Source organism: Xanthomonas hyacinthi (assembly GCF_009769165.1).
GTDB classification, from domain to species: domain Bacteria; phylum Pseudomonadota; class Gammaproteobacteria; order Xanthomonadales; family Xanthomonadaceae; genus Xanthomonas_A; species Xanthomonas_A hyacinthi.
This window is the reverse complement of record NZ_CP043476.1, coordinates 3,061,360-3,083,258: the sequence shown is the minus strand read 5'-3', so window position 1 is coordinate 3,083,258 and position 21,899 is coordinate 3,061,360. Positions and strand designations below refer to the sequence as shown.

At 68.1% G+C, this 21,899-nt stretch carries 16 protein-coding genes, 2 pseudogenes and 1 riboswitch; of the genes and pseudogenes, 7 read left to right on the top strand and 11 right to left on the bottom strand.

The window, feature by feature from the left end; translation table 11 throughout:
- Positions 1-71: 71 nt before the first annotated feature.
- A complete protein-coding gene (gene ppc, locus FZ025_RS13515) occupies positions 72-2,789 on the bottom strand; it encodes a phosphoenolpyruvate carboxylase (protein WP_104558215.1) in 2,718 nt (905 codons plus the stop codon).
- A gap of 356 nt (positions 2,790-3,145) precedes the next feature.
- Positions 3,146-3,244: riboswitch (S-adenosyl-L-homocysteine riboswitch) on the top strand.
- A 35-nt stretch (positions 3,245-3,279) separates the two neighbouring features.
- Between ppc and ahcY the strand changes: the two genes are divergently transcribed.
- From ahcY to FZ025_RS13500, 3 genes are all read left to right on the top strand, one after another.
- Positions 3,280-4,725 (top strand): adenosylhomocysteinase, encoded by a 1,446-nt coding sequence (gene ahcY / locus FZ025_RS13510; protein WP_104558213.1) that lies wholly within the window; start codon positions 3,280-3,282, stop codon positions 4,723-4,725.
- Between the two features lie 232 nt (positions 4,726-4,957).
- Positions 4,958-5,572: a LysE family translocator gene (locus tag FZ025_RS13505; RefSeq protein WP_046982063.1), complete on the top strand. Its 615-nt coding sequence runs from the start codon at positions 4,958-4,960 to the stop codon at positions 5,570-5,572.
- Between the two features lie 77 nt (positions 5,573-5,649).
- A complete protein-coding gene (locus FZ025_RS13500) occupies positions 5,650-6,054 on the top strand; it encodes a hypothetical protein (protein WP_104558211.1) in 405 nt (134 codons plus the stop codon).
- Positions 6,055-6,098: 44 nt separating this feature from the next.
- On the opposite strand, the gene FZ025_RS13495 is transcribed toward FZ025_RS13500, so the two are convergent.
- Both FZ025_RS13495 and FZ025_RS13490 read right to left on the bottom strand, forming a co-directional pair.
- Complete coding sequence (locus FZ025_RS13495) at positions 6,099-6,656, bottom strand: DUF3228 family protein (RefSeq protein ID WP_104558209.1); 558 nt, start codon at positions 6,654-6,656, stop codon at positions 6,099-6,101.
- A 266-nt stretch (positions 6,657-6,922) separates the two neighbouring features.
- A pseudogene (locus tag FZ025_RS13490) lies at positions 6,923-7,833 on the bottom strand (M14 family metallopeptidase); the annotation flags it as partial.
- Positions 7,834-8,062: 229 nt separating this feature from the next.
- Here FZ025_RS13490 and FZ025_RS13485 point away from each other — a divergent pair.
- From FZ025_RS13485 to FZ025_RS13475, 3 genes and pseudogenes are all read left to right on the top strand, one after another.
- Positions 8,063-8,348 (top strand): annotated as a pseudogene (locus FZ025_RS13485) (alpha-amylase); the annotation flags it as partial.
- Positions 8,349-8,428: 80 nt separating this feature from the next.
- Positions 8,429-9,253 (top strand): methylenetetrahydrofolate reductase [NAD(P)H], encoded by an 825-nt coding sequence (gene metF, locus FZ025_RS13480; protein ID WP_046979237.1) that lies wholly within the window; start codon positions 8,429-8,431, stop codon positions 9,251-9,253.
- A gap of 528 nt (positions 9,254-9,781) precedes the next feature.
- Positions 9,782-10,423, top strand: a complete 642-nt coding sequence (locus tag FZ025_RS13475; protein WP_046979236.1) for a DUF4124 domain-containing protein — start codon at positions 9,782-9,784, stop codon at positions 10,421-10,423.
- A 224-nt stretch (positions 10,424-10,647) separates the two neighbouring features.
- On the opposite strand, the gene FZ025_RS13470 is transcribed toward FZ025_RS13475, so the two are convergent.
- The 4 genes from FZ025_RS13470 to FZ025_RS13455 all read right to left on the bottom strand — a co-directional run bounded on the left by FZ025_RS13470 (position 10,648) and on the right by FZ025_RS13455 (position 16,348).
- On the bottom strand, positions 10,648-11,610 hold the full coding sequence (locus tag FZ025_RS13470; protein WP_046979235.1) for a Nudix family hydrolase: 963 nt from the start codon (positions 11,608-11,610) through the stop codon (positions 10,648-10,650).
- 221 nt (positions 11,611-11,831) lie between these two features.
- Positions 11,832-12,206 (bottom strand): VOC family protein, encoded by a 375-nt coding sequence (locus FZ025_RS13465; RefSeq protein WP_046979239.1) that lies wholly within the window; start codon positions 12,204-12,206, stop codon positions 11,832-11,834.
- Between the two features lie 285 nt (positions 12,207-12,491).
- The gene (gene secA / locus FZ025_RS13460; RefSeq protein ID WP_046979234.1) at positions 12,492-15,230 is read right to left on the bottom strand and encodes a preprotein translocase subunit SecA; all 2,739 of its coding nucleotides are present in this window, start codon (positions 15,228-15,230) and stop codon (positions 12,492-12,494) included.
- A gap of 170 nt (positions 15,231-15,400) precedes the next feature.
- Positions 15,401-16,348, bottom strand: coding sequence for a peptidoglycan DD-metalloendopeptidase family protein (locus FZ025_RS13455; protein ID WP_046979233.1), 948 nt, complete (start codon positions 16,346-16,348; stop codon positions 15,401-15,403).
- A 10-nt stretch (positions 16,349-16,358) separates the two neighbouring features.
- Between FZ025_RS13455 and FZ025_RS13450 the strand changes: the two genes are divergently transcribed.
- Positions 16,359-16,835, top strand: a complete 477-nt coding sequence (locus FZ025_RS13450; protein WP_046979232.1) for a DciA family protein — start codon at positions 16,359-16,361, stop codon at positions 16,833-16,835.
- Positions 16,836-16,982: 147 nt separating this feature from the next.
- Here FZ025_RS13450 and lpxC read toward each other — a convergent pair whose 3' ends face one another.
- The 4 genes from lpxC to FZ025_RS13430 all read right to left on the bottom strand — a co-directional run bounded on the left by lpxC (position 16,983) and on the right by FZ025_RS13430 (position 21,870).
- Positions 16,983-17,894: a UDP-3-O-acyl-N-acetylglucosamine deacetylase gene (lpxC, locus tag FZ025_RS13445; RefSeq protein WP_046979231.1), complete on the bottom strand. Its 912-nt coding sequence runs from the start codon at positions 17,892-17,894 to the stop codon at positions 16,983-16,985.
- A gap of 377 nt (positions 17,895-18,271) precedes the next feature.
- A complete protein-coding gene (gene ftsZ / locus FZ025_RS13440) occupies positions 18,272-19,492 on the bottom strand; it encodes a cell division protein FtsZ (RefSeq protein ID WP_046979230.1) in 1,221 nt (406 codons plus the stop codon).
- A gap of 303 nt (positions 19,493-19,795) precedes the next feature.
- Positions 19,796-21,031 carry a cell division protein FtsA gene (gene ftsA, locus FZ025_RS13435; RefSeq protein WP_003465508.1) on the bottom strand — a complete coding sequence of 412 codons (1,236 nt, stop codon included), beginning with the start codon at positions 21,029-21,031 and terminating at the stop codon, positions 19,796-19,798.
- Complete coding sequence (locus FZ025_RS13430; RefSeq protein ID WP_046979229.1) at positions 21,028-21,870, bottom strand: cell division protein FtsQ/DivIB; 843 nt, start codon at positions 21,868-21,870, stop codon at positions 21,028-21,030. The genes ftsA and FZ025_RS13430 overlap by 4 nt, the downstream gene beginning before the upstream one ends.
- Positions 21,871-21,899: the final 29 nt, after the last annotated feature.

Sequence of the window (21,899 nt, the reverse complement as noted above, 5' to 3'; positions counted from 1 at the left end):
ATTTGTCCGCTGGCGATAGTACCGTCGCTCCGAATGCCTCCGGCGCGCCGCATTGTGCTGCCCGGCCACCGTCAGCCGGTATTCTGCACGCCCTGCGAGACGCCGTTGACGCAGGCCACCAGCGCCCGCAGCAACTCTTCGTCTTCGCCCTCGGTGGCCCGCCAGCGCTGCAGCAGGTCCACCTGCAGCACGCTGATCGGGTCGATGTAGGGATTGCGCAGGCGGATCGACAGCGCCAGCCGCGGGTCGTGCTGCAGCAGCGACACCTGCCCGGTCAGCGATTTCACCCAGCCCTTGGTCAGCGCCAGCTCGTCGCGGATGCGCGGGAAGAAGCGCGCGTGCAGCGGCCCGGCCAGGCGCGAGAACATCTCGGCGATGTTGAGGTCGCCCTTGGACAGCACCATCGCGATGTCGTCGAGGAAGGTGCGGAAGAACGGCCAGTCGGCGGCCATCTCGCGCAGCGTGTCCTCATGGCCGGCCTCCACCGCCGCGCGCAGACCGCTGCCGACGCCGTACCAGCCCGGGATCACCGCGCGCGCCTGGCTCCAGGCGAACACCCACGGGATCGCGCGCAGGTTGTCCAGCGCCGCGTCCTGGCCCAGCCGCCGCGACGGCCGCGAGCCCAGGGTCATCCGCTCGATCACGTCGATCGGCGTGGCCAGGCGGAAATAGCGCATGAATTCGGCATCGCCGACGAAGCTGCGGTAGGCGCCGGTGCTGTGCTCGGCGACGATGTCCATCACCGGCCGCCACGCGTCCTCGCGCGCGTCCGGCGCGCGCGGGCGCAGGCTCGACAGCAGCACCGCGCCGGTCATCTGCTCCAGCGAGCGCAGCGCCAGCGCGCGGATGCCGTACTTACGGTGGATCACCTCGCCCTGCTCGGTCACCCGCAGGCGGCCATCGACGCTGCCGCGCGGCGCCGCCTCCAGCGCACGCGTGGTCTTGCCGCCGCCGCGCACGATGGAACCGCCGCGGCCATGGAAGAAGGTCAGGCGGATGCCGAGTTCGGCGGCCGCATCGAGCAGTTCCACCTGCGCGCGCTGCAGTCCCCAGCGCGAGGCGGCGATGCCGCCGTCCTTGCCGCTGTCCGAATAGCCGAGCATCACCATCTGCACGTCGGCGCGCGCGGCCAGGTGGCGGCGGTAGACCGGGTCGGCGAGCAGGTCGCGCAGCGTGTCGGTGCCGCCGCGCAGGTCGTCCACGGTCTCGAACAGCGGCACGATGTCCAGCGGCACCGCGCCCTGCGCATCGACCAGGCCACCGCGCCGCGCCAGGGCAAGCACGGTCAGCACGTCGGCGCGGTTGTGCGCCATGCTGATGATGTAGCTGCCCAGCGCATCGGCGCCGTGGCGCGCGCGCGCATCGGCGAGCGCGGCGAACACCGCGTCCAGGCGTGCGTTGCCGGCATCCTCGGGCGCTGTCGGCAGGGTCTGCTCGCCGCCGGCGTAGGCGCCGAGTACCGCGGCGCGCTCCTCGGGCGAACGCGCGTCCCAGTCGTCCTCGCCCAGCGCCGCGGCGACCGCGCGCGCATGCACGCTGGACTCCTGGCGCACGTCCAGCCGCGCCAGGTGGAAGCCGAAGCTGCGCACCCGCCACAGCAGCCGCCGCACCGCGAACCAGCCGGCGTGCAGGCCCTTGTTGGCCTGCAGGCTGTCCAGGATCAGCTGCAGGTCCTGTTCCAGCTCGGTCGGCGCGGCATAGGCGCCCGGTGCGTCGTCCAGCGCTGCCTGCAGGCGCGCGCGCATCAGGTCGTTGAGCAGGCGGTACGGCATGTCGCCGTGGCGCGGCCGCGAGCGCGCCGCGGCCGCGGGCAGCAGTTGCCGGTAGCGTTCCAGTTGCCCCAGCAGCGGCGCGCTGACCGCGACCAGGGTGGTGGACTGGCTGAGCAGGCTGGCCAGCTGCCACAGCTCCTTCAGATAGCGGTTCAGCACCGCGCGGCGCTGCGCGTCGAGCGTGGCGGTGATGGTGCCGGCATCCACGTTCGGGTTGCCGTCCATGTCGCCGCCGACCCAGGTGCCGAAGCGCAGCAGCCGCGGCAGCGGCAGCGGCGTGCCGTAGGTTTCCTCGATTGCGTGCTCCAGGGTCTCGTACATCACCGGGACCACCCGGTACAGCACCTGGGTCAGGTAGAAGCCGACGTGCTCGCGTTCGTCTTCCACGGTCGGCCGCACCGGCGAGGAATCGGCGGTCTGCCACGACGCGGTCAGCGCCATGCGGAAGCGCGCCGCATCGGTGGCGCGCTCGCCGGGCGTGCGCATGCCGTCGAGGTTGTCGACCAGGCTGGCCACCATCAATTGCTCTTTCTCCAGTAGCGCGCGGCGCACCGCCTCGGTCGGGTGCGCGGTGAACACCGGCTCCACGTCGATGCGCGGCAGCCATTCGCCCAGCTCCTGCGCGCTCACCCCCTGCGCCTTGAGCCGGCGCAGCGCGTCGTGCAGGCCGTCCGGCTGCGGCGTGTCGGCGCTGTTGCGCTGGTAGTCGCGGCGGCGGCGGATGCGGTGTACGCGCTCGGCGATGTTGACCACTTGAAAATAGGTGCTGAACGCGCGCACCAGCGCCTCGGCGTCGCGCGGCGCACGCCCGGAGAGCTGCTGGCTCAGCGAGGACGGCGGCGCATCGCTCTCGCGGCGCGCGATCGCCGTGGTGCGGATGGTTTCGATCTCGTCGAGGAATTCCGCAGACACCTGCTCGGCGAGCAGGTCGCCGACCAGCGCCCCCAGTCGGCGGACGTCGTCGCGCAAGGGGATATCGGGCGTGGCAAACACGATGCTGCTGCGGTACTCGTTCATCGGAAAACGCATGGCTCGGCAGTGGAGGCGCCGCCAGACTAACCCAAAAGTATTAGTCGCTCGCCGGGCATGGCGACGGTTTCAATGCGAACCATCGTGGCCTGCGCAGGGTGCCGACTGTGGGAGCGACTTCAGTCGCGACGACGCCATGCAGGACGCGTCGCGACTGAAATCGCTCCCACAAAAAGGCTGGACCCACTGCGCAGCGCAGGCCGAGCGCCCCTCGGCCGAAGTGGCCTCGCCGCGGCGCAGGACGGCCGCCGCCACGTGTCGATAGGGCGCCAGCCTGCATTGCGCCCAAGCCGCACGCGCCCATTCAAGCACCTCACGTCGCAGCCGCTATAATTGGTTACCCCTCCGCCGAGGGGCGCTGCGACCGTGTCGATGCGGGGCTCCCGCCTCCAGACCCGGCCAGGCTCGGCGGCAGGCTTGAGCGACAACGGCGCCCGGACCTTCGCGAGTTTTCTCGCCATTGACCGGAGCACGACCGATGAACGCTGTACGCAAGAGCTTTTCCACCGAGGGCGACTACAAGGTCGCCGACATCTCCCTGGCCGACTGGGGCCGCAAGGAGCTGGACATCGCCGAGCACGAGATGCCGGGCCTGATGTCGATCCGCCGCCAGTATGCCACCGCCAAGCCGCTGGCCGGCGTGCGCGTGACCGGCTCGCTGCACATGACCATCCAGACCGCGGTGCTGATCGAGACGCTGAAGGACATCGGCGCCGACGTGCGCTGGGCCTCGTGCAACATCTTCTCCACCCAGGACCACGCCGCCGCCGCGATCGCCGTCACCGGCACCCCCGTGTTCGCCTGGAAGGGCGAGAGCCTGGAGGAATACTGGGACTGCACCCTCGACGCGCTGACCTTCACCCTGGCCAACGGCACCCAGACCGGCCCGGAGCTGGTGGTGGACGACGGCGGCGACGTCACCCTGCTGATCCACAAGGGCTACGAGCTGGAGAACGGCTCCAAGTGGGTGGACGAACCCGCCTCCTCGCACGAAGAGCAGGTGATCAAGGACCTGCTCAAGCGCGTGGCGGTCGAGCGCCCCGGCTACTGGACCCGCGTGGTCAAGGACTGGAAGGGCGTGTCCGAGGAAACCACCACCGGCGTGCACCGCCTGTACCAGCTGGCCGAAGCCGGCACCCTGCTGGTGCCGTCGATCAACGTCAACGATTCGGTGACCAAGAGCAAGTTCGACAACCTGTACGGCTGCCGCGAGTCGCTGGCCGACGGCCTCAAGCGCGCGATGGACGTGATGCTGGCCGGCAAGGTCGCGGTGGTCTGCGGCTACGGCGACGTCGGCAAGGGCTCGGCGCATAGCCTGCGCGCCTATGGCGCCCGCGTCATCGTCACCGAGATCGACCCGATCTGCGCGCTGCAGGCGGCGATGGAAGGCTTCCAGGTCAACACCGTCGAGGACAGCCTGGGCCAGGCCGACATCTACGTCACCACCACCGGCAACAAGGACATCATCCGCATCGAGCACCTGACGCAGATGAAGGACCAGGCCATCGTCTGCAACATCGGCCACTTCGACAACGAGATCCAGGTCGAGGCGCTGTACAAGTACCCCGGCGTGCAGAAGATCAACATCAAGCCGCAGGTGGACAAGTTCGTGTTCCCGAACGGCAACGCCATCTTCCTGCTGGCCGAAGGCCGCCTGGTCAACCTGGGCTGCGCCACCGGCCACCCCAGCTTCGTGATGTCCAACAGCTTCGCCAACCAGACCCTGGCGCAGATCGACCTGTGGCAGAACAAGGACAGCTACGAAAAGCAGGTCTACCGCCTGCCGAAGAAGCTGGACGAGGAAGTGGCGCGCCTGCACCTGGAAAAGATCGGCGTGAAGCTGACCACGCTCAGCGACGACCAGGCCGCCTACCTCGGCGTCTCGGTCGATGGTCCGTACAAGCCGGAGCATTACCGCTACTGAGCGGTTGGCGGGTTATCGCCGAACGCGAGGAGCCGAAAGAACGGGCGCCGCAAGGCGCCCGTTCTTGTTGGGGCCCAGCTGCGCATCAGGCATGATCCGGAGCGACAGCCACGCTTGGGCGGCTCCGGGATATGGTCGGCATGATCAGACACGGGATTACGTGCCGATTGTCAGGCGTCGGGTTTCGCGGCACCTTACTCGTCACCACGCAGATTCTCAGCACGGAGCGTCCATGATCAGCCTCGAGTTCCTCGTCACTTCGCTCGTGGTCGTACTGATCCCCGGCACCGGCGTCATTTACACCGTGTCGACGGGCATCGTCCAAGGTCGCAAGGCCAGCATTTACGCAGCGCTAGGATGTACCGCCGGGATCCTTCCACACCTCATGGCGACGGTGCTTGGTCTGGCGGCGGTCATGCATGCCAGCGCGCTGGCCTTTCAAACGCTCAAGTACGCGGGCGTCGCGTATTTGTTCTACGTGGCATACGCGACCTGGCGCGACAAGTCCGCGTTTGCAGTAGACGAAACCATGCCCAGGACTTCCACAACCGGCTTGGTTGCCAAAGCCTTCCTGCTCAACATTTTGAACCCGAAGCTGACCATCTTCTTTTTGGCGTTCCTGCCCCAGTTCGTCGAACCCGGCGCCGACCGACCGCTCATGCAGCTGCTTCTTTTGAGTGCGATCTTCATGGCCATGACCTTCGCCGTTTTTGTTGTCTACGGCTTGGTCGCGCATGCCTTCCGCAGGCGGGTCGTAGATTCCACTCGCGTGCAAGGCTGGCTGCGCTATGGGTTTGCCGCAGCCTTTGCCGGGCTTGGAGCGAAGCTGGCACTCACCGAAAAGTGACACCCGCGCATCGAGGGCACGTCGCCGGAACCGCTTCGTCACGTTGCCGCCATCCCCCGCATCAGGCGCAAAGACCCATGCTGAAACGCCACTGGCTCGCGGCGGGCCTGGGCTGCATCGCCGCCCTGGCCATCGCCGCCATCGCAGGCTACAAACCGCTAATGACTTGGTGGATGCATAGCCGTCCGTTCTCTGCCGAAGCGTTCGATGCTGCGCGTTGGCGCGCCGGCCTGGCGACATCGGACGAAGAAGAAGGGAAATGCGTGCGTGGGCGCATGGCGAACGACATCATCGCCGGGATCGCTCGCCCGGGCCAGCCGAAGTCCGCCGTGGAAGCCGCGCTCGGCAATCCTCAGGACATGCGGGGCGAGATCGCGAAATACGATCTTGGAATGTGCAGCGGCCTGCGCATCGACTTCGATTGGCTCTACGTCGAATACGCCGACGGCAGAGTTCAGCGGGCTTATCACGTACAGCACTAACCGGCGACGACAATCCGTCCAAACCAGTGCCGAATCGGGCGCGGCTATGGCCGCCAATTCGCATTGCGTTCCCAGAACGCCACACTGCGCCGGTAGGCATCGCGATCCAGCGCCACGCCCGAGCCGCCCTCCTCCACGCCCAGCGCGTTGCGCAGCATGGTGATCGGCGCCATCGGGATCTCCTGCGGCTCGGCGGTGTAGAGGCAACCGACCACGCCCCAGTCGGCCTCGATCGGCGCGCCCTCGCGCGCCAGTTGCTCGCGGCTGTAGAGGATCGGCAGCAGGTACGCGGCAACCGGCGGCTCGACGCCTTCGAACCAGCGCACCAGCACCGGCAATTCCTCCCTGCTGCGCGCTTCGTAGCCGGAACGCAGCAGCTGGCGATTGGCCTCGGTGATCGGCACGGTCAGGCAGCGGGTGGAGGTCCAGTTGGGATGCACGTGCAGCTTGCAGAACGGCGCGTAGCCGTCCAGCACCCGGAGCGGCGTGGCGTCGTTGAGTTGGCGCTCGAACTGTTCCGGAGTGCAGTCCTGGATCGCGTTGCGGCGAGCGTCGCGCGGGAACAGGCGGGTGCGGGCGAAGGGGGTGAGGACGATGGACATGGCGGGGACGGGCACGAGGAGCGGGCAAGCGTAGCGCGCTCGGTGGGCGATGGACACCGTGGCCGGCGCATGCCATTGGAACCGACCGGCAGCGCTGATTCTTCCGCTTTGCCTTCTGTGGGAGGGGTTTCAACCCCGACGCCTTACCGGTAGAGCGTCGGGGTTGAAACCCCTGCTACAGAAAAGCGGTCGTGGCGCTGCGCTGCCTGCCATCGCGCCAACACGCAGCATGTACCCTCCTCCACATCTGGCGCCGACTGCGGATGCGCCAACGCATAGTCGATCGCGGCACGAATCGCCGCCAGCTGCGCGGCATTGCACTGCTCCGGCGTGGCGGTCGGACTATCGGGATAGACCTCGGTGGTCGTGGTGTAGCGCGCATCGCTGATGCCTGCGCACAGCCCAAGTTGCTTCACCGGATAGTGGATGACCCCATGCGCCACCACCGGCGAGCCGATGAGCCTGCCCTGCGCATCGGCCGGCGCGATATGCGTGACCTGCGCCACCGCCGCCATCACCGCCTGCTGGAACGCCGGCTGCGGGTTGTCGCTGTCGCCGACCAGGTAGAAGCCGTCGGGAATGCCATCGGGCACATAGGCGGCGCCGTCGCGCGCGGCCAGCGCCGGCCGGAACTCGGATTCGTCGCTGTCGGTGGTCTCGTGCAGATCGATGTGCATCGCGATGCGCCCGCGCAGCGGCGCGACCAGCCGCAGCAGCGCGGCCGATTCCTGCACCGGGCTGCCCTCGCGGAACGAGCGGTTGGGATCGATGGCGTCCGCGTTCCAGCGATGGATGCGCTCGTAGGCCCATGGGCTCACGCACGGCGCCACCAGCAGGTTGGCGCGGCCGGCGTAGTCGGCGCGTGGCGTTCGGCGAACTGCAGCGCGCCATGCACGCCGCTGGTTTCGTAGCCATGCACGCCGCCGGTCACCAGCATGCACGGCAGTACCTCGTGCCATGCGCGGCTGCGCAACGCCAGCAGCGGATAGCGCTCTCCAGCGTAATCCAGCGCGCCGTACTCCATGCTGTCCAGCTGCCCGCGCAGGCGTTCGATCGCCGCCACCACGTCTTGCCGATAGCTGCGCTGGCGTCGTTGCCGCGACAGCCAGAGCGCCCTTTCCGCTGGCCCCCAGGGCGTACCGGGAATGCCGATCGGATAGAAAGCATCGGATGGCATCGTGCGGCTCCGCGTGTGTCGATGAGGCCGACGACTTTAGCATCGGCAAACGCCAGGCATTGCGTATCCGCAGCGTCATGGCGGATCGATGGGCAGGTCCTGCATATTCCGCATCGCGCATCGATACCGGCATGCGTTTGCATCGCTCCGCAAGGCCGCGACAACCGCGCAGCGCAGGCCGCGACGGCGCAGCGCGCGCGGCCGGCCGCCACGGCTTCCGCATTGCTGTATCGCCGCGGCCGGCTATCGCAAGGTGATGGTGGCGCCGGCCTATCGCTCGCAGGGCAGCGCCTGGTGGGCGCGCTATCAACCGCAGGACATGCGCGTGATCGACCACCCGCTCGGCGCCACCGAGGATTTCGCCAGCATGGTGCAGGCGCCGGCCGATGTCGGCGTGGAAACCCATGCCGACGTGGCGCTCAACCACATGGCCAACGAGGCGGCGACGCGCCCGGACCTGAACTATCCGGGCAGCGCGGTGCTGCGGCCGCCAGGCCTCGCAGCCGGGCAAATACGCCCGCCGGACGCCCATCCAAATTTCACATCCATCCGGATGAAGAGATATACTCTACGCATCACCTGACGCGCCGCGCCCATGACCGCCATCAGTTTCGAGTTCTACCCGCCCAAGACCGACGAACAGCGTGCGCAGCTGGACCGCACCGCCGCGCGCCTGAAGACCTACGCACCGGAGTACGTGTCGTGCACCTTCGGCGCCGGCGGCTCGACCCTGAGCTACACCTCCGAGACGGTGCGCCACCTCAAGCAGCATCATGGCTTCGAGGCGGCACCGCACCTGTCGTGCGTGGGCGGCAGCCGCGAAGAGATCCGCGAACTGCTCAAGCTGTACCGCGCGATCGGCTGCCGGCGCCTGGTCGCGCTGCGCGGCGACCTGCCCTCGGGCATGGGCCATCCCGGCGACCTGCGCTACGCCGCGGACCTGATCGCCTTCATCCGCGCCGAGCACGGCGACGCCTTCCACCTGGAGGTCGGCGCCTATCCGGAGACGCATCCGCAGGCCAGCGACGCGCTGAGCGACCTGCGCCACTTCAAGGCCAAGGTCGAGGCCGGCGCCGATGGCGCGATCACCCAGTATTTCTACAACGCCGACGCGTATTTCCATTTCGTCGATGCGGTGCGCAAGCTCGGCGTGCAGATCCCGATCGTGCCGGGGATCATGCCGATCTCCAACTTCAGCCAGCTGCGGCGTTTCTCCGAGCAATGCGGCGCGGAGATCCCGCGCTGGATCGGCAAGCGCATGCAGGCCCATGGCGACGATGCCGACGCGATTCGCGAATTCGGCGCCGACCTGGTCGCGGCGCTGTGCGCACGCCTGCTCGCTGGCGGCGCGCCGTCGCTGCACTTCTACACGCTCAACCTGGCCAAGCCCACCACCAGCGTGCTGTCGCGTTTGGCGTAAGCGCCATCCGCGCCCGGCGCGCGTGCCTGCGGTGCGGGGGCGGCAATCGGCGAGGCGGCAGACCACTCGATGGCGTATAGCGTCGGGACTAAAGTCCCTCCCACAAGAAGCCTCTGCGCGGCGCCTCGCAGAGCTCCTTGTAGGAGCAACTTCAGCCGCGACAAACGGAATCGGAAGCTTGACTGGCTTCGGAACCGGTTGGGACTGAAGCCCCCTGCAAGAGCCTTGGCGCTTCGCCTTGCCGACGTCCCTGTAGGAGCAACTTCAACCGCGACAAACGGAATGGGAACCTCGGCTGGCTTCGGAACCGGTCTGGGCTGAAGCCCCTCCTACAGGAGCCTTGGCGCCTCGCCTATGCCCCTGTGGGAGCGACTTCAGTCGCGACGAGCGAAGCAGCCAGGCACCCTGCCCTCGCGAAGGATCGGGACCGATGCCCTAACCGCGCGCCCCATGCCTCGCCCGCGCTGTTGCCTTCGCCTGTACCTTCGGCAGCTTCCCAGACGCCAGGCCTGCGGCTAGGCTGGCGCGATGCGCGCGCCTTCGTCGATCCTGCTGTTGCTCTGCCTGTGCGCCGCGCCCGCCGTCGCGCAGAAGGTCAATCGCTGCACCGGCGCCGACGGCGCCACGGTGTTCAGCGATCGCCGCTGCGAAGACCTTGGCGCGATCGACCGGCTGCCGCCGCGCGCCGCGCCCAGCGCGGCCAGCGAGGGCGCCAGCGGCCTGTACCGGCCGCAGTGCGTGCGCCGGCTCAGCGAACTGGCGCAGCAGATCCGCACCGCGGTGGACGCGCGCGACGTCAATCGCCTGTCCACGCTGTATTGGTGGAACGGCGTCTCGGACGACGCGGCGCGGCGCATCCTCGACCGCCTCGATGCGATCGTCCAACGGCCGCTGGTCGCGATCGTACCGGTGCTGCCGGAACCGGCGGCTTACCCGCCAGCCGCGTCCTCCGCGGCCGACGCCTTGGCCACTGCAGAGCGACGCATATCCAGCCCCACGCCTGCGACAGCGCAGGCATCGACCGACGCCGCGTCCGGCGACAGCGCTACACCGCCGCGCGCACGCGCGACCGGCTTGCGCCTGGAGCAGACCCTCGGCGGCAGCGCGACGCCGACCTCGACCGTGCTGGGCCTGCGCCGGCAGTACAACTGCTTCTGGATCAGTTTCTAGCGCCTTTCCGAGGCGGCGCTTTGCAGCCGGCCGGGCGTCGTGTGGGCGACGTCGGTCACAACGAGCCGTGCCGGTAATGCCCGTCGCGACTGAAGTCGCACAACTATGGCGTCTCGATCGGAACATGTGCTGCGCTGCGCACGCACGGGCACTATCGGCATGCGTCAAGCCGGCAACGCCTTTGCATCGCGCAGCAGGCGGCGATCGACGGCGCCGCACCCCGCTCAGGCCGCGTCCACTTCCACCGGCCACAGGCCGCGGATCGCGGCGATGCCCTGGCCGCCATGGCGGCGCGCTTCGGCCACCTGCGCCGGCAGCAGGCCGCCGATCGGGTACAGCGGCAGCGCCACTTCCTCGCGCAGGCGTTCGAAGGCACCCCAGCCCAGCGTCACCGCGCCGGGATGGCTGGCGGTGGCCGCCAGCGGGCCGACCACGGCGAAGTCGCAGCCGAGCCGCTGCGCCGCCTGCAGTTCCGCCACGCTATGGCAGGACGCGGCGACGCAGTGCCCGGGCGGCAACGGCCGCGCCTGGTACTGCAGCAGTTGCTCCGCGCCGAGGTGTACGCCAACGCCCAATTCCCGCGCCAGCGCCAGATCGCGATTGACCAGCACCTGCGCGCCGCGCGCCGCGCACAGCGCCGCCGCGGCCCGCGCCAGCGGCTGCCATTGCGCCGCCGGCAGGCTGCGCGCACGCAGCTGCACGCGCTGCACGCCGCCTTGCAGCGCGCGCTCCAGCGCCGCCAGCCAGCGCTCGGGGGCGACCGGCTCCGGCGTCACCAGGTAGCGATCGGGCTGGCGCAGCATCGCCACCACCGGCTGGTCGGCTGGCGGCATCGCGTAGCGACCCAGCTTGTCCGGCACCACCCAGGTCAGCGCCTGGCCTTCGCGACCGCGCGCGTTGCCCTTCCACGACAGCACCCGGCGCATCTCCAGGCGCAGCCGCTTGTCCGGATAGCGCTGCGGCACCTCCATCAGCTGCGCACCGACCGTCGCCTCGATGCCCAGCTCCTCCTGCAGTTCGCGCACCAGGGCCTGCTCGGAGGTCTCGCCCGGCTCGCGCTTGCCGCCGGGGAACTCCCACAGGCCGGCGAGGTCGCGGCCCTCGGTACGCCGGGTCAGCAGGATACGGCCGCGGGCATCGGTGATGACCCCGGCGACGACATGGATGGATCTGAGCGGTTCGGACATGGCGCAAGCTTGCCGTCTTCGGCGGTGCCAACGCAATGAACGCGATTCACATCGCCGCCGACCCGCGCGTCAGCGCAGCGCTGCGTGCGTCCCCGGCCAGCGCGCGGCGCGGAGACGGCTCTGGACGACGCGCCAGCAACGTCGCAACCAACCACATGCGGCCATGCATGGGACGCCACAGAACGGCAGCACCGGCGCCAGCGGGGACGCCGATGCCACGCTCAGCTCGCCAGAGCGTGGCCGATCCGCCACAGCACCCCGCCCGGATCGTGCAGGGTGAAGTCGCGCATGCCCCAGGGCCGATCCTCCGGCACGCCGACGCGCGCACCGTAGCGGCCGGCCAGATCGGCAGCGTCGAGCCGCCGCCACCAGGCATCGGCATCCTCCACCCACAGATGCAGCATCAGGTTGTGCGCCAGCCCCTGCTCGTAGAAATCCTGCAGCAGGAACGCACAGCGCTCGCCATGGCGGAAGCAGGTCAGCCCCGGATCGATCTCCTCGGGCACGAACCCCACCTCCCGATAGAACTGCACGGACAGCGCATAGTCGCGCGCCGGCACGAACACCTTCAATTCAAGACTGGCGGAAGGCTCCACGGCATGCACCCAACGGCAATGGCGACACCCGGCACCCTACCCGCAGAACGCGCGCCACGCCACGCCGGCGCGCACGCCCCCAGCCTTCCCCGCAAACAAAACGCCCCGCGCAAGGCGGGGCCATTGATACAAGGTTTTGACCAATCAGCGCACCCCATCTGGAGCACAGCCCCCTTTAGTAAAGGGGGCGCGCCGATAGGCGCGGGGTTTTGGGGAGTGATGAGCCGGGGCCCACGTTTTGCGAAGCCAAACGTGGGGCTGTTGCGCGATTGCGCAACAGCGCTCCTAGCTCAACTGCCCATGGCAATGCTTGTACTTCTTGCCGCTGCCGCACGGGCACGGATCGTTGCGGCCGACCTTGGGCGCCTCGCGGGTGACCTGCGCCACCTGCGGCGGGTTGGCGCCCAGTGCCAACTGTTCGGCTTCCTCCTCGGCGCTGTAGCCGCCGGCGTCCTGGTGCTGGAACTGCGCCTGGCGCAGCTGCGCCTCCATCTGCTGCCGTTCCTGCGCTTCCAGCGCCGCCACTTCTTCCTCGCTGCGGATGCGCACGCGCGCCAGCAAGGTCACCACCTCGCGCTTGGCGTGCTCGAGCATCTCCGAGAATAGTTCGAAGGCTTCCTTCTTGTATTCCTGCTTGGGCTGCTTCTGCGCGTAACCGCGCAGGTGGATGCCCTGGCGCAGGTAGTCCATGCGCGCCAGATGCTCCTTCCAGCTCTGGTCGAGCACGGTCAGCATCACGTGCTTCTCCAGCGCACGCATGGTCTCGCCGCCGACGGCCGATTCCTTCTCCTGGAAGTGGCGATCGACTTCCTCGCGCACCTTCTCGGCGATGCCGGCCGCATCCAGTTCCTCGTGGCGCTTGACCAGGTCGGTCAGCGACAGCGGCAGGCCCAGGTCGCTGGACAGGGTCGCTTCCAGGCCCGGCAGGTCCCACTGCCCGTCGACAGAGTTCGGCGGCACGAAGCGCGCCACCAGGTCGTAGATCACGTCGTCGCGGATGCCATCGACGTTGTCCTTGACCGACTCGGCGTCGAGCAGTTCGTCGCGCTGCGCGTAGATCACCTTGCGCTGGTCGTTGTTGACGTCGTCGAAGTCGAGCAGGTTCTTGCGGATGTCAAAATTATGAGCTTCTACTTTGCGTTGCGAATTCTCGATAACACGAGAAACCATCTTGTCTTCAATGACGTCGTCCTCTTTCATACCCATGAAACGCATCATCTTCACAACGCGTTCACCACCAAAGATGCGAATCAGGTTGTCTTCCAGCGACAGGTAGAAGCGCGAGGAACCCGGATCGCCCTGGCGGCCGGAACGGCCGCGCAGCTGGTTGTCGATACGCCGCGACTCGTGGCGCTCGGTGCCGATGATGTGCAAACCGCCGGCGGCCTTGACCGCGTCGTGGCGCTCCTGCCAGGCCGCCTTCAGACGTGCGCGCTCGGCCTCGCTCAGGTCCTCGCCCAGCGCCTGCAGCTCGGCTTCCAGCGAGCCGCCGAGCACGATGTCGGTACCGCGGCCGGCCATGTTGGTGGCGATGGTCACCGCGCCCGGCTGGCCGGCGTTGGCGACGATCTGCGCCTCGCGCTCGTGCTGCTTGGCGTTGAGCACCTCGTGCCTGACCCCGGCCTTGCGCAGGTGCTCGGACAGCATCTCCGAGGTCTCGATCGAGGTGGTGCCGACCAGCACCGGCTGACCGCGCTTGGCGCAATCCTCGATGTCGGCGAGCACCGCGTTGAACTTGCCCTGGCGGTTGAGGAACACCTGATCCGGCCAGTCCTTGCGGATGGTCGGGCGGTTGGTCGGGATCACCACCACTTCCAGGTTGTAGATGCTCTGGAATTCGTAGGCTTCGGTGTCGGCCGTCCCGGTCATGCCGGACAGCTTCTGGTACATGCGGAACAGGTTCTGGAAGGTGATGCTGGCCAGCGTCTGGTTCTCGCGCTGCACCGGCACGCCTTCCTTCGCCTCCACCGCCTGGTGCAGGCCGTCGGACCAGCGCCGGCCCGGCAGCGTGCGTCCGGTGAATTCGTCGACGATGACCACTTCGCCGTCGCGCACGATGTAGTCCACGTCGCGCTGGTAGATCGCATGCGCGCGCAGCGCGGCGTTGAGGTGATGCACCACGCTGAGGTTCTGCGCGCCGTACAGGCGGTCCTCGTCGTTGCTCAGGATGCCGGCCGCGCGCAGCAGTTCTTCGGCGTGCTCCATGCCCGCCTCGGACAGGTGCACCTGCTTGCCCTTCTCGTCGACCCAGAAATCGCCCTCGCCCTCCTCCGACTCCTGCTTGCTCAGCTGCGGCACGATGCGGTTGACGCGGATGTACAGCTCCGGCGAATCGTCGGCCGGGCCGGAGATGATCAGCGGGGTGCGCGCCTCGTCGATCAGGATCGAGTCCACTTCGTCGACGATGGCGTAGTTCAGGCCGCGCTGGTAGCGGTCGGCCTTGGACAGCGCCATGTTGTCGCGCAGGTAGTCGAAGCCGAATTCGTTGTTGGTGCCGTAGGTGATGTCGGCGGCATAGGCGGCGTGCTTGTCGCCGTGCGGCATGCCCGGATAGACCACGCCCACGCTCAGCCCCAGCCAGTTGTACAGCCGGCCCATCTGCGCGGCGTCGCGGCGCGCCAGATAGTCGTTGACGGTGACCACGTGCACGCCCTTGTCTTCCAGCGCGTTGAGGTACACCGGCAGCGTCGCCACCAGGGTCTTGCCTTCGCCGGTGCGCATTTCCGCGATCTTGCCCAGGTGCAGGACCATGCCGCCGATCAGCTGCACGTCGTAATGGCGCATGCCGAGCACGCGGCGGCTGGCCTCGCGGCACACCGCGAACGCTTCCGCCAGCACCTTGTCCAGGCTCTCGCCGCCGGCGATGCGCCCGCGCAGTTCCGGGGTCTTGGCCTGCAGCTGCGCGTCGGAGAGCTGCTCCATCTCCGGCTCCAGCGCATTGACCTTGGCGACGATACGGTGGAGCTGACGCAGCTGGCGTTCGTTGCGGCTACCGAAAACGCGAGTAAGCAGACTGTTGATCATTGAAGGAACCGGTTGGAAAGGAACGCCCGTACGGCCCAATCCCCCAGGGAATCGGCGGGGCCGCAAACGAAACAGGGCGCGAGGCGCCCTGTCGTGGCAAAGCGCATTGTAGCTTGGGGCGGGCTCCGACGATTCAAGCGCCGGCATTGCCGCTCCAAGCGCGGCCGCACTCAGCCGCGGCCGCGGCGGCCCACCGGGGTGGCGCCGTCGCCGAGGAACTTGGCCGGATTCATCACCACGCCGTCCTTCCAGACCTCGAAATGCACGTGCGCGCCGTTGGAACGGCCGGTGGAGCCGGCCTTGGCCACTTCCTGGCCGACCCGCACCAGATCGCCGACCTTCACCGACAGCCGCGAATTGTGCGCGTAGCGGGTGACATAGCCGTTGCCGTGATCGACATCGACCACGTTGCCGTAGCCGCCGCGCACGCCCGAGTAGCTGACCACGCCGTCGGCCACGGCCAGCACCGGATCGCCGACGTTGGCGTGGAAGTCGATGCCCTTGTGGTTGCCGGCGCCACGGCCGAACGGATCGGCGCGGCCGCCGAAACCGGAGGTGATGTAGCTGTTGCGGATCGGCATCCGCGACGGCACCGCGTTCTGGTCGAGCTGGTGGTCGAACAGCAGCGATTCGAGCACCGACAGCTGCTGGCCGGAGGTGGCGAACTGCTGCTGCAGCCCGTCCAGTTCCTTGCCCAGCTGCGGCGCCGGCATGTCCTGGCTGACCTCATCGTCGCCGCCACCGACGCCGACCGGCTGCTCGAAGTCGAATTCGCCGTCCTGCAGCTTGCCCATGCGGGTCAGGCGTTCGCCGAGTGCGTTCAGCCGGGTGGCCTGCGCCTGCAGTTCGCCCAGCCGCGCGGCCAGCGCGTTGACCTGGGTCTGCGCGTCGCGGCGCACCTGCGCCAGCTCCGCGTCCTGCCGTTGCACCTTGGCCCGCAACTGCGCCGAGCCGACCAGGCCGGTCGCGGCGCTGACACCGATGCCGAGTACCATGCCCACGCCGAGCACCGCGCCCAGCATGGCCAGGGGACGCCGGTCGGCGAACTCGCGCAGCCGCCACGGCAGGTTCTTGATCCCCTTTTCACGCGAATTGATTACGATCTTTTTAAACGCCATATGAGTTTTCATGTCTAAGCGAAAGTCCGGCGAGGGCCATACCACCGTGCCGATGCCGGCGTTGGACGCCGCATTGGCAGACAAGGTGGGCGACCCGTTGCGGCGTGCCTTGTGGCTCGATGCGCTGGACCGACAGTTGCGCCCCCATCTGCCGCCGAACCTGGCCTCCCGTTGCCGGTTGGCCAATGTGAACGGCGAACAGCTCGTTTTTCTGGTTGATTCTCCGGTCTGGCATGCCCGGGTCAGGCTCGCCGAGGCCGATATCCTCGCTGCGGCCCGGTCCCTCGGGCTGAAGGCCACCAGGGTGACCGTCAAGATTGCCACTGCACCTGCGCATTCCCCAATGCAGCAGGCAAGAAACAAGCCAGCACCGGTCTCCGCGGCGACGCAGAAGGGATTGCGCGACGCGCTGGCATCCTTGCAGGACGTCGACTCCACGACGCCTGAAGCTTCCACGGCCTCCGGCCGCGGCGGTCTGCGGTCGTAGACACGCACGTCACAACCCGACGCATCCTAGCGGGCGCCGGCCTCGAGGTCGTTACCGATTCGTTAAATGGAAGTTAAGACGGGCCAAAGGCGCGACGCATCGCCCATTCCGTGATCCCGGACGGCCCCGGTTGCGGGGCGCGAAACTTCAGGCGTAAGCCACGGCCCCGTAGGCGACCGGCGCCGGCATCGCGCCGGCATCGAAGCTCACCCACTCCCACGCCGCCTGCTCGGCGAGCAGCGCGCGCACCAGTTTGTTGTTCAGCGCATGGCCGGATTTGTAGCCTTCGTAGGCGCCGAGGATGGCGCCGCCGGCCAGGTACAGGTCGCCGATCGCATCGAGGATCTTGTGCCGCACGAACTCGTCGGCGTAGCGCAGGCCGTCGTCGTTGAGCACGCGGAACTCGTCGAGCACGATGGCGTTGTCCATCGACCCGCCCAGGCCCAGGTTGCGCTCGCGCATGTATTCCAGGTCGCGCATGAAGCCGAAGGTGCGCGCGCGGGAGATTTCCTTGATGTAGGCCATGGTCGAGAACTCGATCTCCTGGCGCGACTGCTTGGCCGGGATCATCGGGTGGTCGAACTGGATGGTGAAGCCCAGCTTGTAGCCGTCGTACGGGTCGAAGCGGGCGATCTTGTCGCCGTCGCGCACTTCCACCGGACGCTTGATGCGGATGAAGCGCTTGGGCTTGCCCTGCTCGACGATGCCCGCGGACTGCAGCAGGAACACGAACGGGCCGGAGGAACCGTCCATGATCGGCAGCTCGGCCGAGGACAGCTCGACGATGGCGTTGTCCACGCCGAGGCCGGCCATCGCCGACATCAGGTGCTCCACCGTCTGGATCTTGGCCTCGCCGCGGCTCAGCCCGGTGCACAGCGTGGTCTCGGTGACCAGCTCGGCAGCGGCCGGCACTTCCACCACCGGCTCCAGATCCACGCGCCGGAACACGATGCCGTGGTCGGCGGGCGCCGGGCGCAGCGTCATGTATACCTTGTTGCCGCTATGCAGGCCGACGCCGGTGGCGCGGATCGTGTTCTTGAGGGTGCGTTGCTGGGTCATGGGAGGCAGTCTGGGAACGTCCGCTCAGACGGGAACTGAACGGGATTGAGAATATCACGCGCTTAGCCAAATTTTAACAATACGGTCACAGCGTCCCATTTGCGCAACGCTGGCGGATGCCGGCGTCGGGGTCGCAAAAACCTGCCGGGTCGAGGCGACCCGGCAGCAAAGGACACGGCGCGCCGAGCAGGCGAACACTCTCCCGATCGGCGGTGTTGCGGGCGGCGCAGAGCCCGGCCTGGCGAGGCGTCAGTCGGCCTGGCGGCGCAGGGCGGGCGGCGTGCTTGCGAAGCACTGCTTCGCACGCGGACCCGCGCCTGGCCATGGATGGCCAGGCTGGGCCATCCGCAAGCCGCACTGTCGCGCCAGGGACGGCATCAGTCGGCCTGGCGGCGCAGGAACGCAGGAATGTCCAGGTAATCGTTCGGCAGATCGGCCGCCGCCGGTGCCGGCGCGGACGCGCCCATCGCATCGCTGCTCGGACGCCGCAGGCCCAGGCCCATCGCCCCGCCGACCGCCTTGGACACGGCGTCGCCGCCATGCTCGAAGTCGCCGAATTCCGGCTGCCCGGTGGTGGCGTTGCGCACCAGCTTGATCGGCGCGCGCTGCTCCGGACGCTGGGTCTGGCGCGACACGGCACGGTTCAGGCCGGTGGCGACCACGGTCACGCGCACTTCGTCCTGCATGTCCGGGTCGAGCACGGTGCCGACCACGACGGTCGCGTCTTCCGAGGCGAAACCTTCGATGGTGCGGCCGATCTCGTCGAACTCGGCCATGGTGAAGTCCGGACCGGCGGTGATGTTGACCAGGATGCCGTTGGCGCCGGCCAGGTTGACGTCGTCCAGCAGCGGGTTCTGGATCGCCGCTTCGGCCGCGGCCTGCGCGCGGTCGTCGCCGCGGGCCGAGCCGGTGCCCATCATCGCCAGGCCCATTTCCGACATCACCGTGCGCACGTCGGCGAAGTCGACGTTGATCAGGCCCGGACGCACGATCAAATCGGCGATGCCCTGCACCGCGCCCTGCAGCACGTCGTTGGCGGCGCGGAACGCCTGGATCATGGTGGCGTTGCGGCCGAGCACGGTGATCAGTTTTTCATTCGGGATGGTGATCAGCGAGTCGCAATGCTGGCTCAGTTCCTCGATGCCCTTCAGCGCCACCTGCATGCGCCGGCGGCCTTCGAACGGGAACGGCTTGGTGACCACGGCCACGGTCAGGATGCCCATCTCCTTGGCCAGCTGCGCGACCACGGGGGCGGCGCCGGTGCCGGTGCCGCCGCCCATCCCGGCGGTGATAAACACCATGTCCGCGCCCTGCAGCGCGTCCATGATGCGTTCGCGGTCTTCCAGGGCTGCTTGACGACCAACCTCCGGGTTCGCGCCGGCGCCCAGGCCCTTGGTGACGTTGGTGCCGAGCTGCAGCTGCAGCTTGGCGCCGCAGTTCTTGATCGCCTGCGAGTCGGTGTTGGCGGTGATGAACTCCACGCCGTCCACGCTGCTGCTGACCATGTGCGCGACCGCGTTGCCGCCGCCGCCGCCCACGCCGACCACCTTGATTACCGCGTTGGGTGCCATCTTTTCAATCAGTTCGAAATGCGCCATGTCCGTGTCCTCTTTGAGCTGTGAATGGGGAATCGGGAATGGGGAATCGGATCGCTCCGTTCGCCGGCCCGACACCCGCATTTCAGCGAGTGTTGTTGTTTGAAAGCTGGGAGTGGGAAATCGGGAATGGGGAATCGCAATAGCGCATCTCCAATCCCGTGCCCGCTCCTCAGCGGAATCACTAAAAAGCTAACCTTGCTTATCGTCTCTCTCTCACCGCTCTCCACCTATCTCCACCGCAGCACCGCTTTTTTTGCTTTTGCTCTTACCCATTCCCAATTCCCGATTCACCATTCCCGGCCGTCAAAACTCGCCGCGATACCAATTCTTCAATTTCTTGAACAGGCTGCCGGCGCGCCCGGTGGGCAGCGACGGACGCCGTGGGTGTTCGATCTGGCTGCCCATCAGCAGCAGGCCCACGCCGGTGGCATGCACCGGGTTGCCGACCACTTCGCCCAGGCCGGTGACGTGCTGCGGGATGCCCACGCGCACCGGCATCTGCACCATTTCCTCGGCCAGTTCGACCACGCCTTCCATCTTCGAGGCGCCGCCGGTCAGCACCATGCCGGCGCGCACCAGCTCCTCGAAACCGGAGCGGCGCAGTTCGGCCTGCACCATCTCGAAGATCTCCTCGTAGCGGCCCTGCACCGCCTGCGCCAGCGAATGGCGCGGCATGCGCCGCGGCGGGCGGTCGCCGACGCTCGGCACCTGGATGCTTTCCTCGGCGGTGGCCAGCTGCGCCAGTGCGCAGGCGTAGCGCACCTTGATCTGCTCGGCTTCCGGGGTGGGCGTGCGCAGCATGTGCGCGATGTCGTTGGTGACGTGGTCGCCGGCGATCGGCAGCGAGGCGGTGTGGCAGATCGCGCCCTGCACGAACACCGCCAGGTCGGTGGTGCCGGCGCCCATGTCGACCAGCACCACGCCCAGCTCGCGCTCGTCGGCGGTCAGCACCGCCACCGAGGACGCCAGCGAGGACAGGATCAGATCATCCACCTGCAGCCCGCAGCGCTGCACGCACTTGCTGATGTTGGCCGCGGCCGACTGCGCGCACACCACCAGGTGCGCGTGCACCTCCAGGCGCACGCCGGTCATGCCGACCGGATTGCGGATGCCTTCCTGCGAATCGTCGAGCACGTACTCGCGCGGGATCGCGTGCAGGATGCGCTGGTCGGCCGGGATCGCCACCGCCTTGGCCGCTTCCAGCACCCGGTCCAGGTCGTTCCAGGTCACTTCGCCGTCGCGGATCGGCACGATCCCGGGCGAGTTCTTGCACTGCACGTGGTTGCCGGAGATCGACGCGTACACCGAGCGGATCTCGCAGCCGGCCATCAGCTCCGCTTCCTCGACCGCGCGCTGGATCGACTGCACGGTGGATTCGATGTCCACCACCACGCCGCGCTTGAGCCCGCGCGATTCGTGCGAACCGATGCCGATCACCTCGATCGGGTTGCCGGGCGAATACTCGCCGACCAGCGCGACGACCTTGGAGGTGCCGATGTCCAGTCCAACGATGAGGGATTTGTCGCCTTTGCGGTTCATGTCTTGGAGCCGGGAATAGAGAAGGGGGAACGGGGAATGGGGAAGAGCGGGCTCATGCGCGGGGATGGAGGGTCGGCCAATGCCGCATGGCGCGCGTGCTGGGTCGGAGCCGTGGGCTTTTTCTCCATTCCCGGTTCCCGATTCTCGATTCCCCGCTCCACGGTGAATCCATTGGTGTAGCGCAGGTCGGCGCGCGCGATCGGCGCCTGCTCCGGGGTGGCCAGTTGCGGCAGCACGCGGGCGAAGCGCGCCAGGCGGGCGCGGGCGTCGTCGCGGCCGACCACGACCTGCACGCCGTCGCCCAGCTGCAGCGACCAGCTGCCGCGCGCGTCCATCGCCACGCCGTCGACCTGCAGCCCGGCCGGCGCGAACAGCGCGCGCGATTCGTTGTACAGCGCGACCACGTCCTGCGCCTTGGCGTCCGGCCCGGCCAGCTGCGGCAGCGCCATGCCGCGCAGCTCGCGCGGCAGCGCGAAGATGCGGCCCTGCTCGGACAGCATGCGATCGCTGCCCCAGCGCGCGAACGGGCGGTGTTCGGTGACGCGCACTTCCAGCACGTCCGGCCAGCGCTTGCGCACCCGCGCGCTTTCCACCCACGGCAGGCGCTCGATCGCGTTCTGCGCATCCTGCAGGCGCACCGCGAAGAAGCCACGGCGCGCATACGGCAGCAGCACCTGGCGCAACTGCTCGGCCGGCACGCGCTTGAAATCGCCGCTGACCTGCAGCCGGCTCAGCGGCCAGCGCTCGGCGCCGACCCAGCCGTTGAGCACCGCCACCACCGGCAGCGCGACCAGCGCCAGTGCCAGCAGCCAGGCGAGGATGCGCAGGATGGCGGTCATCGGCGCACCTCACGGTGCGCGGGAATGGG